This window comes from Enterobacter sp. HNDS-6 (assembly GCF_039850505.1).
Classification (GTDB): Bacteria; Pseudomonadota; Gammaproteobacteria; order Enterobacterales; family Enterobacteriaceae; genus Enterobacter; species Enterobacter kobei.
In genome coordinates, this window is sequence record NZ_CP156673.1 from 2,778,475 (window position 1) to 2,792,996 (window position 14,522).

At 52.7% G+C, this 14,522-nt stretch carries 16 protein-coding genes; 5 read left to right on the top strand and 11 right to left on the bottom strand.

Annotated elements, in window-relative coordinates; translation table 11 throughout:
- The first annotated feature begins 96 nt into the window (after nucleotides 1–96).
- Nucleotides 97–633, top strand: a complete 537-nt coding sequence (hpt, locus tag ABFI50_RS12970; protein WP_014882585.1) for a hypoxanthine phosphoribosyltransferase — start codon at nucleotides 97–99, stop codon at nucleotides 631–633.
- Between the two features lie 129 nt (nucleotides 634–762).
- Here hpt and can read toward each other — a convergent pair whose 3' ends face one another.
- Entirely contained in the window at nucleotides 763–1,425 is a 663-nt protein-coding gene (gene can / locus ABFI50_RS12975) for a carbonate dehydratase (RefSeq protein WP_014882586.1), read from the bottom strand.
- A gap of 107 nt (nucleotides 1,426–1,532) precedes the next feature.
- On the opposite strand from can, the gene ABFI50_RS12980 reads away from it, so the two are divergent.
- From ABFI50_RS12980 to ABFI50_RS12995, 4 genes are all read left to right on the top strand, one after another.
- Nucleotides 1,533–2,459, top strand: coding sequence for an ABC transporter ATP-binding protein (locus tag ABFI50_RS12980; RefSeq protein WP_023332105.1), 927 nt, complete (start codon nucleotides 1,533–1,535; stop codon nucleotides 2,457–2,459).
- On the top strand, nucleotides 2,456–3,226 hold the full coding sequence (locus ABFI50_RS12985; protein ID WP_023332106.1) for an ABC transporter permease: 771 nt from the start codon (nucleotides 2,456–2,458) through the stop codon (nucleotides 3,224–3,226). The genes ABFI50_RS12980 and ABFI50_RS12985 overlap by 4 nt, the downstream gene beginning before the upstream one ends.
- Before the next feature lie 104 nt (nucleotides 3,227–3,330).
- Nucleotides 3,331–3,771 carry a PTS sugar transporter subunit IIA gene (locus ABFI50_RS12990; protein ID WP_014882589.1) on the top strand — a complete coding sequence of 147 codons (441 nt, stop codon included), beginning with the start codon at nucleotides 3,331–3,333 and terminating at the stop codon, nucleotides 3,769–3,771.
- A 63-nt stretch (nucleotides 3,772–3,834) separates the two neighbouring features.
- Nucleotides 3,835–5,082 (top strand): polysaccharide deacetylase family protein, encoded by a 1,248-nt coding sequence (locus tag ABFI50_RS12995; RefSeq protein ID WP_047344016.1) that lies wholly within the window; start codon nucleotides 3,835–3,837, stop codon nucleotides 5,080–5,082.
- Between the two features lie 2 nt (nucleotides 5,083–5,084).
- Here the strand turns inward: ABFI50_RS12995 and ABFI50_RS13000 are convergent, their stop codons facing one another.
- From ABFI50_RS13000 to panB, 10 genes are all read right to left on the bottom strand, one after another.
- Nucleotides 5,085–6,167, bottom strand: coding sequence for a fimbrial protein (locus tag ABFI50_RS13000; protein ID WP_347484204.1), 1,083 nt, complete (start codon nucleotides 6,165–6,167; stop codon nucleotides 5,085–5,087).
- 25 nt (nucleotides 6,168–6,192) lie between these two features.
- Nucleotides 6,193–6,795, bottom strand: a complete 603-nt coding sequence (locus tag ABFI50_RS13005; protein ID WP_047344015.1) for a fimbrial-like protein — start codon at nucleotides 6,793–6,795, stop codon at nucleotides 6,193–6,195.
- 13 nt (nucleotides 6,796–6,808) lie between these two features.
- Nucleotides 6,809–7,372, bottom strand: a complete 564-nt coding sequence (locus ABFI50_RS13010) for a fimbrial protein (RefSeq protein WP_032637488.1) — start codon at nucleotides 7,370–7,372, stop codon at nucleotides 6,809–6,811.
- A 25-nt stretch (nucleotides 7,373–7,397) separates the two neighbouring features.
- On the bottom strand, nucleotides 7,398–7,970 hold the full coding sequence (locus tag ABFI50_RS13015) for a fimbrial protein (protein ID WP_023332110.1): 573 nt from the start codon (nucleotides 7,968–7,970) through the stop codon (nucleotides 7,398–7,400).
- Between the two features lie 23 nt (nucleotides 7,971–7,993).
- Entirely contained in the window at nucleotides 7,994–10,591 is a 2,598-nt protein-coding gene (locus ABFI50_RS13020; protein WP_347484206.1) for an outer membrane usher protein, read from the bottom strand.
- A gap of 77 nt (nucleotides 10,592–10,668) precedes the next feature.
- The gene (locus tag ABFI50_RS13025; protein WP_045269066.1) at nucleotides 10,669–11,412 is read right to left on the bottom strand and encodes a fimbrial chaperone; all 744 of its coding nucleotides are present in this window, start codon (nucleotides 11,410–11,412) and stop codon (nucleotides 10,669–10,671) included.
- Between the two features lie 81 nt (nucleotides 11,413–11,493).
- Nucleotides 11,494–12,105 carry a fimbrial protein gene (locus ABFI50_RS13030; RefSeq protein ID WP_023336764.1) on the bottom strand — a complete coding sequence of 204 codons (612 nt, stop codon included), beginning with the start codon at nucleotides 12,103–12,105 and terminating at the stop codon, nucleotides 11,494–11,496.
- A gap of 333 nt (nucleotides 12,106–12,438) precedes the next feature.
- Complete coding sequence (gene panD, locus ABFI50_RS13035; protein ID WP_014882598.1) at nucleotides 12,439–12,819, bottom strand: aspartate 1-decarboxylase; 381 nt, start codon at nucleotides 12,817–12,819, stop codon at nucleotides 12,439–12,441.
- Between the two features lie 32 nt (nucleotides 12,820–12,851).
- Entirely contained in the window at nucleotides 12,852–13,703 is an 852-nt protein-coding gene (gene panC, locus ABFI50_RS13040; RefSeq protein ID WP_014882599.1) for a pantoate--beta-alanine ligase, read from the bottom strand.
- 11 nt (nucleotides 13,704–13,714) lie between these two features.
- Nucleotides 13,715–14,506, bottom strand: a complete 792-nt coding sequence (gene panB, locus ABFI50_RS13045; RefSeq protein ID WP_014882600.1) for a 3-methyl-2-oxobutanoate hydroxymethyltransferase — start codon at nucleotides 14,504–14,506, stop codon at nucleotides 13,715–13,717.
- Nucleotides 14,507–14,522: the final 16 nt, after the last annotated feature.

Sequence of the window (14,522 nt, forward strand, 5' to 3'; positions counted from 1 at the left end):
ATCCATTTGCTGATATAATGGCTGGCTTGCGTATCAATGCCTGAAGTGAGTTCATCTGCATTGAGAGATTTTCATTAAAATCATATGGTTAGTAATATGAAACATACTGTTGAAGTGATGATCCCGGAAGCCGAGATCAAAGCGCGTATCGCCGAACTGGGTCGTCAAATCACCGAACATTACAAGGACAGCGGCAGCGAAATGGTGCTGGTTGGTCTGTTGCGTGGCTCTTTCATGTTCATGGCGGACCTGTGCCGTGAAGTGCAGGTGCCTCACGAGGTCGATTTTATGACCGCCTCCAGCTACGGCAGCGGCATGTCCACAACCCGTGATGTGAAAATCCTGAAAGATCTGGATGAAGATATTCGTGGCAAAGACGTGTTGATCGTGGAGGATATTATCGACTCCGGTAACACGCTCTCTAAAGTGCGCGAGATCCTGAGCCTGCGCGAGCCGAAATCACTGGCAATTTGTACGCTGCTGGATAAACCTGACCGTCGCGAAGTGCAGGTCCCGGTAGAGTTTGTCGGTTTCTCCATTCCGGACGAATTCGTGGTGGGTTACGGCATCGACTACGCACAGCGTTATCGTCATCTGCCGTATGTGGGAAAAGTGGTATTACTGGACGAGTAAACGAGTTGGGTGCGGCCTGATGCCCTCACCCCGGCCCTCTCCCACAGGGAGAGGGAGCAAACCCAAAAAACGGCAACCTGGTTGCCGTTTTGCTTTTACCTCGGCGCCACCCGGCTTTTTAACGTGCACTTATTTGTGGTTCACATGCTTAAGCTTGAGGTTGGCAATTCCTGAGCGGTAACGCTGTTCCAGCGTTTCGCGGTTGGTGGCGGTGACTTCCAGATTGCGCAGCAGACCATCGTGAATACCGTACGCCCAGCCGTGGATAGAGACCTTCTGCCCGCGTTTCCACGCTGACTGCATGATGGTCGAATGCCCAAGGTTATACACCTGCTCCATCACGTTGAGTTCGCACAGGGTGTCCATGCGACGCTCCTGCGGCATTTCGCCCAGCAGTGAGCTATGTTTGAACCAGATATCGCGGATGTGCAGCAGCCAGTTATCAATCAATCCCAGTTCCGGGTTTTCAACCGCCGCCTGCACGCCGCCGCAGCCGTAGTGGCCACAAATAATGATGTGCTCGACTTCCAGAACGTCAACGGCATACTGAACCACAGACAGGCAGTTGAGATCGGTGTGAATCACCAGGTTGGCGACATTACGGTGAACAAACAGTTCTCCTGGCTCAAGGCCAGTCAGACGTTCCGCCGGCACGCGGCTGTCGGAACAGCCAATCCAGAGAAAGCGCGGGTTCTGGGCTTGTGCGAGTTTTCCAAAAAATCCGGGGTCTTCCTCCACCAGCATTTTTGACCATAGTGCATTGTTGCTAATGAGTGTATCTATGTCGTTCATGGAGGTTAGCGACCTGTAACCAAGTAATTGCGTTGCGCTACTATAGGGTAACCCGACTTTTAATGAAACCACACAACGTGTGTAAGAACTGAAGGTAAGTTAAATTCATGGCAATTGCACTGGAGCTTGAGCAGCTTAAAAAAACCTATTCGGGTGGCGTTCAGGCGCTACGCGGGATAGATCTTAAAGTAGAGGCCGGGGATTTTTACGCGCTTCTGGGGCCGAATGGGGCAGGGAAATCTACCACCATCGGGATCATCAGCTCGCTGGTGAACAAAACCTCCGGCCGCGTTAGCGTGTTCGGATACGATCTGCAAAAAGATGTGGTTAACGCCAAACGCCAGCTGGGGCTGGTACCGCAGGAGTTCAACTTCAACCCGTTCGAGACGGTGCAGCAGATCGTCGTTAACCAGGCGGGTTATTACGGCGTTGAGCGCAAAGAGGCGCTGGAGCGCAGCGAAAAGTACCTGAAGCAGCTCGACCTGTGGGAAAAACGTAACGAACGTGCGCGGATGTTGTCCGGCGGGATGAAACGCCGCCTGATGATTGCCCGTGCGCTGATGCATGAGCCAAAACTGCTGATCCTCGATGAACCGACCGCGGGTGTGGATATCGAACTGCGCCGCTCGATGTGGGGCTTCCTGAAGGATCTGAACGATAAAGGCACCACCATTATTCTGACTACCCACTATCTGGAAGAGGCTGAAATGCTGTGCCGCAACATCGGCATCATTCAGCACGGCGAGCTGGTGGAAAACACCTCGATGAAAAACCTGCTTTCCAAGCTGAAATCAGAAACCTTTATCCTCGACCTGGCGGCAAAAAGCCCGCTGCCGAAGCTGGAAGGGTACCAGTATCGTCTGGTGGATACCTCGACGCTGGAAGTGGAAGTGCTGCGCGAGCAGGGGATCAACAGCGTGTTCTCTCAGCTGAGCGCGCAGGGGATTCAGGTTTTAAGTATGCGTAACAAAGCGAACCGACTGGAAGAGCTGTTTGTCTCTCTGGTGCAGGATAAACAAGGAGACAAGGCATGACGCATCTTTATTGGGTCGCGCTGAAAAGCATCTGGGCGAAAGAGATTAACCGCTTTATGCGTATCTGGGTGCAAACCCTGGTGCCACCGGTGATCACCATGACGCTCTATTTCATCATCTTCGGTAATCTGATTGGTTCCCGGATTGGTGAGATGCACGGTTTTACCTATATGCAATTTATCGTGCCGGGTCTGATCATGATGGCGGTGATCACCAACGCCTACGCGAATGTGGCGTCGTCGTTCTTTAGCGCCAAATTTCAGCGCAATATTGAAGAGCTGCTGGTGGCACCCGTGCCGACGCATGTGATTATCGCCGGGTACGTGGGCGGCGGCGTAGCGCGCGGTTTGTGCGTGGGGATCCTGGTGACGGCGATTTCGCTGTTCTTCGTCCCGTTCCAGGTCCACTCCTGGCTATTTGTCGCGCTGACGCTGCTTCTGACGGCAATCCTGTTCTCGCTGGCCGGTCTGCTGAACGCGGTATTCGCCAAAACGTTTGACGACATCAGCCTGATCCCGACCTTCGTGCTGACGCCGCTCACCTACCTCGGCGGGGTTTTCTACTCCCTGACGCTGCTGCCGCCCTTCTGGCAGGCGCTGTCGCACCTGAACCCGATCGTCTACATGATCAGCGGCTTCCGCTTTGGCTTCCTCGGTATTACCGATGTACCGCTGTTTACGACGGTGGCGGTGCTGGGGGTATTCATTGTCGCGTTCTACCTGCTGTGCTGGTATCTGATTCAGCGCGGTCGCGGTCTTCGCAGCTAACCTTTTGCCCGGCGACGCTCTGTTTGCCGGGCGCTTTCTTTGACAGTTATCACCGTAAGCTAACCTTCACTCCGCTAAACTACTTGCCTGCTAAGGAGAGAGTTATGCTGGGATGGGTTATCACCTGCCACGATGAACAGGCGCAGGAAATGCTGGACAAGCTTGAGGCCAGATTGGGTCCGCTGGTGCAATGCCGGGCGGTTAATTACTGGCGTGGGTTAAGCACCAACATGCTCAGCCGGATGATGTGCGATGCGCTGCATGAAACAGACACCGGCGACGGGGTAATTTTTCTGACGGATAAATCAGGCGCTGCACCTTATCGGGCCGCCGCGTTGCTGAGCCACAAGCACGATAATTGTGAAGTGATCTCCGGTATCAGTCTGCCTTTACTCGAAGCCATGTATCCCCTTCGCGCCTCATTAAGCAGCGCGGAGTTTCGTCACGCCATTGTGGGGGAGGGCATGCCTGGGGTGAGCAGCTTGTGGCACCAGCAGCAGAAGAACCCGCCTTTCGTTCTGCTTCACGATCTGTATAAACATTAAACATTGGTATTGATGTCGCTTTTGCTACAATGGCGACTGATTTTCCGTGTCGATTTATATCCTATGTTCATGCGCGTTATCTTTATCCTTTTGCTGCTGGTGTCCGGTGGGGCGTCTGCCAGCCTGGTGAGTCAGCAAGGTCTCCCTGCTCACTATATGCAAACCACTGAGGATGCAGCCATCTGGGCCCAGGTGGGTAACGACGTGGTTAACGTGGGCAATGTGCGCGCCGGGCAGATCCTCGCGGTCTTTCCCGCCGCGGCGGATTATTATGAATTTCGCTTCGGGTTCGGCACGGGGTTTATTGATAAAGCGCACCTTGAAAACGTGCAGGGAAAGCAGCGTGTAGAGGACAGTCTGGGGGATCTGAATAAGCCGCTCAGTAACCAAAACCTCATCACCTGGAAAGATACGCCCGTCTATAACGCGCCCAGTAGCGGAAGTGCGCCCTTTGGCACCCTTAGTGCCAACCTGCGTTACCCCATTCTGAATAAGCTCAAAGACCGTCTGAATCAGACGTGGTATCAAATCCGCATTGGCAATCGCCTGGCGTGGATCAGCAGCCTGGATGCGCAGGAAGATAACGGCATCCCGGTTCTCACCTACCACCATATTCTGCGCGACGAAGAAAACACCCGTTTTCGCCATACCTCCACGACCACCAGCGTACGTGCGTTCAGCAACCAGATGACCTGGCTTCGCGATCAGGGATACGCGACGCTGACGATGTACCAGCTGGAAGGCTACGTGCGTAACAAGATGAACCTGCCTGCGAAGGCGGTGGTGATTACGTTTGACGATGGGCTGAAGTCGGTGAGCCGTTACGCTTACCCGATTTTGAAAGAATATGGCTTCAACGCGACGGCGTTTATTATTTCGTCACGCATCAAAGGTCATCCGCAGAAGTGGGACCCAAAATCGCTGCAGTTTATGAGCGTTCAGGAAATTAAGGGCATACAGGACGTGTTCGACATTCAGTCTCACACTCACTTCCTGCATCGCGTGGATGGGTATAAACACCCGATTTTATTGAGCCGCAGCTATCACGTGATCCTGTTCGATTTTGAACGTTCCCGCCGTGCGCTGTCGCAGTTCAACCCGCGCGTGCTGTACCTTTCTTACCCGTTTGGCGGCTATGACAATAAAGCGATCAAGGCAGCGAACGACGCCGGTTTTCATCTGGCGGTAACGACGGTGAAAGGGAAGGTCAAGCCGGGGGATAATCCGTTCTTACTGAAACGCCTCTATATCTTAAGAACGGATTCGCTGGAGACGATGTCGCGGCTGATCAGCAATCAGCCGCAGGGGTAGGATTAATTGTAGGAGATGGTGAACACGCCGGAAGCGCTAAACGCGCCGGGGGTGATCATGCTGCCATCTGCGATCAGTTGGGCCACAAAGTTTATCTGCGTCGACGTGGGGACGCCTGTTTCCGTCATGTCATACGACGAGTTCGCATCATTGGGAATAAGCTGCGAGTTCCCGTTGTTATACAAGATCTTCACGCCCGCACCTTGTGCCCCTGTTGAAAGCGTATTGCCGAGAAGGTCATGGTCTATACCCGTCAGTTTGGTTGTCGTGAGCTTAGTGGTATATCGTGCCACGCTGGTGCAGTTGTTGAAATTTATGCTAAAAGGCACGTCTTTGACGCGCTTGTATCTGATGTCGGAAACAAAATAATCTCCCAGATCCACCGTGTGCGTGCCGTTACCCAGCATAACGATATCACAGGTAGGCAATACGACGGGGATCTGGAATGAGTTCTCATCTACTGTAAATGTCCAGGGCTGGTTATTGCTGTCCGCGGGATCGCCTATCGACATTTTCCCCAGGGTACCCGCTCTTGGTTTTATAACGGTTTCCCTGTTTGGGTTACCCTGGTAGTCATAACCGACGTAGAGAAATATGTACGTATTAAGCCACTTACCGTCCAGCGGTGTATTTGGCCCCCATGCTGCTGTCGTATACCAGCCGGTAGTATTCGTTCCAAAAAGGCCGCCGATTCCGGTGTCGGACGTTTTAACCTTCACGCTGTAATAGATGCCGGGGATATTGGTCGCAAACATGCCCTCATTGTACTTGCTGCCTGCCAGTAGTTCAGGGCTGGTTTGCGCCATCAGATTGTAGCCGTCATTCCCCTTAACCGGACTACAATTTATCTGGATGCCCGGCGTCAGGTTAACGGTAAAGATTTCATTGATATACGCCCCCTGATCGGGTAAGCGAATTGTTGCCCCCGAGTATTCAGAGTTGACCAGTTTTGTTGTACCGCCATAGCCATCACCCATTCGGCATTCTCCCGCCCAACCTGACTGGCAAAAAGAGAAAAGCAGGCCGGTTAAAGCAACCTTCGCAGCACCGTTAATAAGGGGGCTGTGTGTGAATTCTTTGAACATTCTCATCCATTTCCTGTTCTGGTTATTATTCATAAGTGACGTCAACGCGTATTTTGCTGGTCACCGTCCCGCCAGTAACAACGCCTGTGTTTTGATATCTGACGTAGAATTCATAATCCGTTATATATGCGGAACCCTCACCACTCACGTCGTAAACGACTTTTGACGTTCCGTCGTTATTTAATACGTTGGCTTTATTTTTTCCGGAAAAAATCACCACGCCGACGTTTCTCGCCGTTCCTGCAGCAGTATCATCGCTTTTAAATACCTGGTTTTGTCCCGGCCAGAACCCTGATTGAGGAGAGAAGCTGAAATTCAGCTTTGCAGGGTTGCCGCTTTCACCATAGCAGTCATCGACATGAATCTTAAAAGTTGTACCGCCTGCATCATCTCCAGGAACATAGCGATCGCTACCATCAGCGTTATAAAACCAACTACGTATAACCGTGGGGAGATAGATTTCTCCTCCATTATCAACGGTTACCTTACAACTGCTATTAACAATGTTGGCGGTAATGTTCGTATCCAGGCCTGAATTTGCCCGGCCTACGTCAGGTAAAAGCCCACCAGCCAGGCCGACAAGCAACACAAGACCGGGCTGGCGAAAGAGAATCGGTAATTGTTGCATGACAATTCCTGTATTACTGATAGGTTACGGTGAAGGTCACAGGCGCAGTTACCGAGCCTGTACCCACATCAGCGATGGTCTTATCCTTCGCGATCACGATACGGGAGTTCATCGGGAACTCACCCACGCCGCTGGTGATGGTAACCGCCTGCGCTGCGGGGGGCGTCTTACAGTTCAGTTGAAGGCCGGAATCCACCGCGCCAGACCAGAGCTCAAAGGCGGTGTTCTGGCCCGCGGCATAAGCGTCCCCGTCCAGGTTATTACCTGAGCATGAGCCGCCTGTACCGGACGCCGCAGACACCATGGCTTTTTTCACGCCTGCACAGCCAGTAAATGAGATTTTCAGCGGTTCTACGCGACTTTTGTTTTCCAGGTCAGCTTTATACACATCACCAAAGTTCACCTCAGTGGCATCCGCGCCCGCGCTATTGGTCACTTTCGCCGTACAGGTGCCAGCGGTGATGGTTGACTGGACGGTTAGTCTGGCGCTGGGGGTGCCTGTAATCGCTGCATTTGCCGTGCCGGTAGCGAAAAGGGCAGCAACGGACAGGGCGAGTAAAGTTGAGTTAAATTTCATTTGAGTGCTCCGTTATCTGCACAAATCATTCGTAGCTGAATTCAAACGTCACTATGGCTTCGAAATCGCCTGTGGTCATTTTGCCGGTTTGGGTTTCTTTCAGGGTCGCCACCAGGGGGATTTCCTTGCTGGTGATTTCCGCCGCGGACCAGACCAGACGCTGAGCATCGTTGGTTGAGTTAATGGTGAACGGTGCGTCCGGGGCGGATGCACGTGCAATGGTGACGGCTGCATAATCTGCACCGCCGCTGGCGGTCGTTTTCGAGTTACTTACGCCCGTTAACAGATCGGTGTTCTGCGTACCCTTCACCGTGGTTTTCAGGTCGCTCAGCGAGGACGGACATTCAACGATGGCCAGCTTGAATTCAGCTGTCGCTGTACCGGCCTGCACCTGGTCGAGACGGATTTTGCCCTGTGAGTCTCCGATTTTAAGCGTCTGCTCGGTATTGGAACCTGAGCCGCCAACCAGCTTCATATCACAGGTCGTTTCACGAAGGTTGGCGGTAAAGTTAACCGTAAGATCGGTACTGTGTGCCGTCCCTGAAAGCGTCAGCGCTGTCATGACAATGACAGACAGGCTGAGAAGCATCTTTTTCATATGATTTCTCTTAATTTCCCGGATTACATTTCACATGTTTGGTTATTGAGGAGGGTAATGAGCCCGGCTTTCTCTAAATCGGGTTTCAGCTGATAGCGCACGGTGCAGGAGCCGTCCTTGTCACCGCTCCAGACCACGCGGAGCACGCCGCTGTTCTCGATGCCGCGAACATAGGCCTGACCGGCCTGGCCCACGGAACCCACCGATTCATTTTTTTCATTCAGCACGTCAGCGCCCAGTGGAATAAAGCCGTTATCGTTACGCTTAAGCTCAAGAACGACCGAACGTCCTTCGTCGGTTTCAAAATTCACCAGCACGACAGAACCGCTGCGCGGTACGGTGGTGGTGGTGGTATTTTTCACTTCAACGTCGTTTTCGAGGGTCCTGATATCCAGCGAAACCCGGTTTTCCCGATACGCGGACATATACGGCAGAATGCCGTAGCCCGAGTCGTCAATTGTGCCTGCGCCGTAGCCCACACCCGCGCCCTTCGCACCGCTGGCCTTGACTACCGCGATGGCATCGTTATCGCCAATGCTGCCCGGTGCGAAGGCGATGCCGCCCGCGTGTGCGACCATCCCGCCGCTGTAAGAGGCGGAGAACTGCTTGCTATTGTCGTCACCAAACGAGGCGGAAACGCCGAGCGGACCATAGCTGCTATTTAGCGAGCTATAACCACTGATTTGGTTCAGGTTGCCGTAGTTACCGCTGCTGGACGACGTACTGACTGAGTAGCTGACCTTGTTATCCTGAGTGTTGCCACTCGCGGAGCTGTTGAAGTTAGTACCGCCTTTAAGATCGGAACGCAGGCCCATGTTGACGTTCGAGAACCCAGCTAAACGCGAGTTGTCCTGCGAGAAGACGCTCAGCGGCACGCTCAGGCTGAGGTAAACGCTGTCATCCTGTTGACCGCGCTGGTCGTAAGTCCGCTGTAACGACAGGCTATAGCTACCGTAGGCGAAGCTGTTGTTGTAGCCCACGTTGTAGTTAGAGTTAGAGCCTTCCCCGTTCCAGTAGTCTTGCCAGGTTCCGCTGACGTACAGCGAACCGTAATCCTTTTCAGCCGCCCTCAGAGGCTGGTTGAGGCTGATTTGGATCTGGTTTTTAGTACGCTGGTAGTCATCGTAAAGAGCCGTATTTGACTCATAGCTACGGTTGGCATAGTTCTGCTGTTTGATGCTGTTACGCAGTTGCGCGGCATCGTTCAGGCTCAGATAGTCTTCGGTAGAGAAGCGATAGGCCGCCACGTTGAACGAGGTGTTCGTGGCTTCAATGCGCTTACTGTATGTCAGACGATAACTCTGCCCACTGCGCGTGCCCAGGTCTTCGATATCCGCGTGCGACTGGGTGATGTCCAGCGCGAAAGCACCGATGGGGGTGTTCATTGCCAGGCCGAGGATGCCTGCATAGAAGTCCATGTCGGTGTACTGGGCGCCAGCATAGCCCGTGAAGGTATTGTTGAGGCCGTAGTAGAGCGTACCGTAGCCTACCTGGGGCTTGTCGATCAGCGAGTCGTCGTTCAGTTCACCCATGCCAACGTCCCAGCGTGAGGATCCAGGGCGTAGCATCTGGGTCACGGACGAGAACGGCACCGTGAACGTGCGCTTGCTGCCGTCCGCCTCTTCAATGGTGACCAGCAGATCGTTACCGTAGCCCGTGGTGCTCAAATCGATGATCTCAAACGCGCCCGGCGGCACTGAGGTCTCATAAATTTTATTGCCGCTCTGCGTGACGCTGACTTTGGCATTGCTGTTTGCCACGCCGCGAATCACCGGTGCATACCCCGTTGAACCGTTTGGCAGCATACGTTCGTCGCTATACAGACGTGTTCCGCGCAGGCTCAAGGAGTCGAAGGCTTCTCCGTTGGTAAAGGAGTCACCGAGTACCCATTGCGCGTCAAGAGAGGTGATGTCACGCTGAAGATAAATATCCTGGCTGCTGTAGTGCGTGCCGTTGTCTTTATCCCAGTTCAGACTGCCGCGCGATCGCAGGCGCCATGGTCCCATGTTGAGACCATAGCGCAGGCCCGCATAGGCGCTTTCAGAGGTTGAACCGCTGTTTTCGCTGTGCCAGCCGTTGAGATCGTAAGACAGAAGCGCCGCCGGAATGCCGTTATCCCAAAGGGACGGGTCGACATAGCCTAACGGGCGCTTAACCACGTAAATTTGCGGGAAGTTGAGGTTCAACACCTGCTTAGCACTGTCGTAGTTGACCGACGCTTCAGGATAGAATTTTTTTACATCGATGCAGGTCTCGTTGTCGTCGTCGTCCAGCTCGTCTCCGAGTGCGCGGGTATCCACACCGGACTGCGAGAGCAAAAGCCTCGTAATACAGGGTGTCGCGCGCGGCGTCCCGTTATCTTTAAAGATAATGTCAACCGTCGATTTTAACGTGCCGTTTAAATTGACCCTGGTACGGTACGTACCCGGCGCCACCGGGTTACCATGCGCAAAGCGGCTTACGTCAATATTTGTGCTTCTTGAGAGAAGAAACTGTTCGTTAAATTCGACCGCATCTTCGTTTTCCTGCGCGGTGTCATTAGCTGCGTGACTGTCTGCACAAACATGTAAGGGGAATGCCGTGCCGATCGCAAGGCATAAAAGAGAACGTCGGAACACCATGGCACATCCATTTATCAGTGCGGATAAACATATCCGCAGAGCTCATGCTATCTATTGTTATGTTGTCGGGTGGCAAATTACTTCAACGTGGTTTCGTGGTTGTCGACCCCACCGTTATCGTTAATTGTTTCGTATGCCACTTTGCCGGTTGTGGTGGTGGTTAATCCTTTGACCAGCATGGCTTTCTCGCTGAAAGGCAGAACAGACTGGTGGGCTACCTCATAGGTCTTTTGGCCCGACTTAAGTTTGACCATTGAAATCGCTACGTTGTACGGGGACTCGTTATGGGCGACGAGGCTGACGCCGTTGCCGTCTTTCTTCATGGTCCAGGTGACATGGTCGGCGGCTTCCAGCGCTGAGCCTTTCAGTCCGTCTGGACGGAAAAAGAATTTAATGCGGGTACGGAACGCCAGCTGAAGCTGGTTTGTATTTTCGGCGTTGGCATTTTTAGGTTTTGGCGGAATTTCTAATACGTTAAACCAGAACAACGATTCGCGGTCTTTTGGCAGCGAATGACCCATGTAGGTAATACGCAGAGACTGACCTTGCTTAGGGTCGATACGTGAAACTGGCGGGGTGATCACGAACGGGAGCTTAAGTTCTTCGGGGCTTTTTTCGTCGCGACCGTCGTCCAGCCAGGACTGAACCAGCAGAGGTTTTGCACCACGGTTATCCAGGTTAACGATGACGTCTTTTGATGACTCAGGGTAAACAATGCGGGTGCCGGAAATAACAATATCGGCACTGGCGTGTGATGCTGAAAATAAAACAGCAGTAAACAGCGCGGTCTTTAATCCTTTAATTACGGATGCGTTAAACATAATTTTTCCACTTCCTGTTGGAATGATAAGAATAATCCCCCAGAAGCGGGGGATTATTTAAAACCTGCAAAACAAAGAGGTTTATTCGTAGTTCATGGTGAAGGCAACTTGTGCCTGCACGGTACCGGCGGATACTGGGTTAGTGGTTTGATCCCAACCCTGGCCCTGGGTATAAGCTACTTTGTAGTACAGCTTAGCCGCGCCGCTTGTATCAACAGTGGCCTGCTGAGTGTTGTTAGTCTGGTCGATTTTCACCAGATCGGTTTTGGTGTTGCCATCGTTGCTCAGTACGAGGTTAACGTTCTTCGCAGAACCCTGAGCGTTTGCTGGTGGAACCAGCAGGCCGCCTTCGGTAGAAGTAGAACCCGCCCAGGAATTGAACTGTGCAGATGCTTTAGCCACGGTAGCAGTATCACAACCGGTCAGCGCCAGGTTGAATTTTTTCTGGCCCAGGGTGCTGGTAGTACCCAGTGCAGTGGTGCCAAAATCAGCAACAGATACGGTGTCCAGGGTGACATCGAAATCGTTACCACTCTGGTCAATTTTCTGATCCAGGGAAACTTTACAAGTGGTGTTAGACACCATGCCGTGGAAAGTAATCGTACCTGTGTCACCTGGAACAGCTGCAACTGCGGAACCTGCGCTCAGAGCCAGTGCAATTGCCATACCCATGCTAACTTTTTTAAAAGACATACCAATATCCATATTTTGAAGTTAAAACATTTAAATCAATAATTTTTTTTGGAGCTATTGATTTAAAATCTGAAATGTTATTTCGTGGCGGATTCTAGAGATTTATTTGGGATAAGACTAGTCAACGGGGGTGATTAAAACTGCAGGTTGGTTTAAGTTTTTCTTAATGGGTGGGAATTATGATTTGGGAATTATATAATATAATTCTCTGAGATTTCTTTGGTTATTTATTTAAATCCTATTAAATGCGCTATAATTGATCGTGGCTTGCACAAAAAAGACTGGACTCATTTTGATAGTGAATGGGATAAAAATGAGTCCAGGGAAAAGAAATCAGGCGACCTGAACAGGAATAGCTTTTGCCGTGCGCTTCATTTCGTTATCGCCTTCAAAATAGGCCACTTTGGGCTGCCAGCGACGCGCTTCTTCGTCAGACATCATCACGAAGCTGGCGATGATCACGATATCGCCCACCTCTGCGCAGTGTGCTGCCGCGCCGTTGACGGAGATGATTTTGGACCCGCGTTCGGCGGCAATTGCATAGGTAGAGAAGCGTTTGCCGTTATTGACGTTCCAGATATCGATCGCTTCGTTCTCAAGAATACCCGCCGCGTCGAGGAAATCCTGGTCAATGGCGCAGGAGCCTTCATAGTGCAGGTCTGCCTGAGTCACTTTCACACGGTGAAGCTTACCTTGCAGCATTTTGCGAATCATTACGTTTACCTTTCATCTTCCGGGTAGAAAAACTACGCCAGCTCAACCACTTTGTTGTCAATCAGGCGAGCCTGGCCAAGCCATGCCGCCACCAGAATTACCGCACGTTTGCTTGTCTCTGCAAGTTCGAGCAGCGTATCAGCATCGCGGATTTGTACATCGTCAGCCCGGAGACCTTTGTCGTTCAGCGCCTGTTCCGCAAGAGCAATAATCTCTTCTGCGGTTAATGCTTTCGCCAGAAGCTGTTCTGCCATGCTGTTCATGACCTTGCTTAACGCCGGGGCGATTTTACGCTGCTCGGCGGTCAAATAGCCATTGCGGGAGCTGAGCGCCAGCCCGTCTTTAGCGCGCACGATCGGCACGCCCACAATCTCAATATCATATCCCATGTCCGCCACCATTTTGCGGATCAGCGCCAGCTGCTGGAAATCTTTCTCGCCGAAGCAGGCGATATCCGGCTGTACCAGGTTAAACAATTTGCTGACAATGGTGGAGACGCCGCGGAAATGGCCCGGACGGCTGGCGCCTTCCAGCATGGTCGAAATTCCCGGAACGTCCACGTAGGTTGCTTCGCCAGTTCCCTGAGGATAAACGTCTGCAGGAGACGGCGCGAAAACAATGTCCGCCTGACGCTTTTTGAGCTTCTCGCAGTCTTCCTGCAGGGTACGCGGGTAGCGCGCCAGGTCGTCTGCGCGGTCAAACTGCATGGGATTTACGAAGATACTGACCACAACGATATCTGCACGGGCTCTTGCTTCGTCGACAAGCTTCATATGGCCGTCATGCAGGTTGCCCATGGTCGGGACCAGTGCGATACGTTTACCTTCCTGACGCGCGCGACGGATGTGCTGGCGAAGCAGCGGCAGGGTTTCAATGATTAGCACAACGAGACTCCTTAATGGAAACTGTGTTCTTCACCCGGGTAAACACCGGATTCAACGTCGGCAATATACTGCCTGACCGCGGCGCGCATGTCGCCCGCTTCGGTAAGGAAATTTTTCGCAAATTTCGGGATATGCCCACCGGTAATACCAAAGGCGTCGTGCATCACTAAAATTTGCCCGTCGGTCACGTTGCCAGCACCAATACCAATCACCGGAATCGACAGCGCTTCAGTGATACGTTTCGCCAGTTCAACAGGCACGCACTCCAGTACCAGCAATTGCGCGCCTGCAGCTTCCAGCGCCAGGGCATCATCAAACAGCGTCTGTGCCGCATCGCCACGGCCCTGCACCTTGTAGCCGCCAAAGATGTTGACGGACTGTGGCGTCAGGCCCAGATGGCCGCACACCGGCACGGCGCGTTCGGTGAGCATCTTCACCGTATCCACCAGCCAGGCTCCGCCTTCAATTTTGACCATATTGGCCCCGGCCCGCATGACCGCCGCCGCGTTTTCGAATGCCTGCTCCGGTGTGGCATAGGCCATAAACGGCAGATCGGAAAGCAGGAGGCAGGCTGGCGCACCGCGGCGCACGGCGCGGGTATGGTAAGCAATATCCTCAACCGTGACCGGCAGGGTGGAATCATGTCCTTGTACCGTCATCCCTAACGAATCTCCGACCAGCATGACGTTGATACCCTCTTCGGCAAACAGTTTGGCGAAGCTGTAGTCATACGCGGTGATGGTGGCGAAGCGTTTTTTTTCCTGTTTGCATTTCTGCAGTAAGGAGATGGTGGTTGGTTTCATACTGTTTCCTGATAGC

Excerpts from the sequence above, each read along its gene's own strand:
- ABFI50_RS13000 (WP_347484204.1), bottom strand. The coding sequence starts at position 6,167 with ATGTTCAAAGAATTCACACACAGCCCCCTTATTAACGGTGCTGCGAAG.
- ABFI50_RS12995 (WP_047344016.1), top strand. The coding sequence starts at position 3,835 with ATGTTCATGCGCGTTATCTTTATCCTTTTGCTGCTGGTGTCCGGTGGG.
- can (WP_014882586.1), bottom strand. The coding sequence starts at position 1,425 with ATGAACGACATAGATACACTCATTAGCAACAATGCACTATGGTCAAAA.
- ABFI50_RS12980 (WP_023332105.1), top strand. The coding sequence starts at position 1,533 with ATGGCAATTGCACTGGAGCTTGAGCAGCTTAAAAAAACCTATTCGGGT.
- ABFI50_RS12985 (WP_023332106.1), top strand. The coding sequence starts at position 2,456 with ATGACGCATCTTTATTGGGTCGCGCTGAAAAGCATCTGGGCGAAAGAG.
- ABFI50_RS13005 (WP_047344015.1), bottom strand. The coding sequence starts at position 6,795 with ATGCAACAATTACCGATTCTCTTTCGCCAGCCCGGTCTTGTGTTGCTT.
- ABFI50_RS12990 (WP_014882589.1), top strand. The coding sequence starts at position 3,331 with ATGCTGGGATGGGTTATCACCTGCCACGATGAACAGGCGCAGGAAATG.
- ABFI50_RS13030 (WP_023336764.1), bottom strand. The coding sequence starts at position 12,105 with ATGTCTTTTAAAAAAGTTAGCATGGGTATGGCAATTGCACTGGCTCTG.
- ABFI50_RS13010 (WP_032637488.1), bottom strand. The coding sequence starts at position 7,372 with ATGAAATTTAACTCAACTTTACTCGCCCTGTCCGTTGCTGCCCTTTTC.
- panD (WP_014882598.1), bottom strand. The coding sequence starts at position 12,819 with ATGATTCGCAAAATGCTGCAAGGTAAGCTTCACCGTGTGAAAGTGACT.
- ABFI50_RS13020 (WP_347484206.1), bottom strand. The coding sequence starts at position 10,591 with ATGGTGTTCCGACGTTCTCTTTTATGCCTTGCGATCGGCACGGCATTC.
- ABFI50_RS13015 (WP_023332110.1), bottom strand. The coding sequence starts at position 7,970 with ATGAAAAAGATGCTTCTCAGCCTGTCTGTCATTGTCATGACAGCGCTG.
- ABFI50_RS13025 (WP_045269066.1), bottom strand. The coding sequence starts at position 11,412 with ATGTTTAACGCATCCGTAATTAAAGGATTAAAGACCGCGCTGTTTACT.
- panB (WP_014882600.1), bottom strand. The coding sequence starts at position 14,506 with ATGAAACCAACCACCATCTCCTTACTGCAGAAATGCAAACAGGAAAAA.
- hpt (WP_014882585.1), top strand. The coding sequence starts at position 97 with ATGAAACATACTGTTGAAGTGATGATCCCGGAAGCCGAGATCAAAGCG.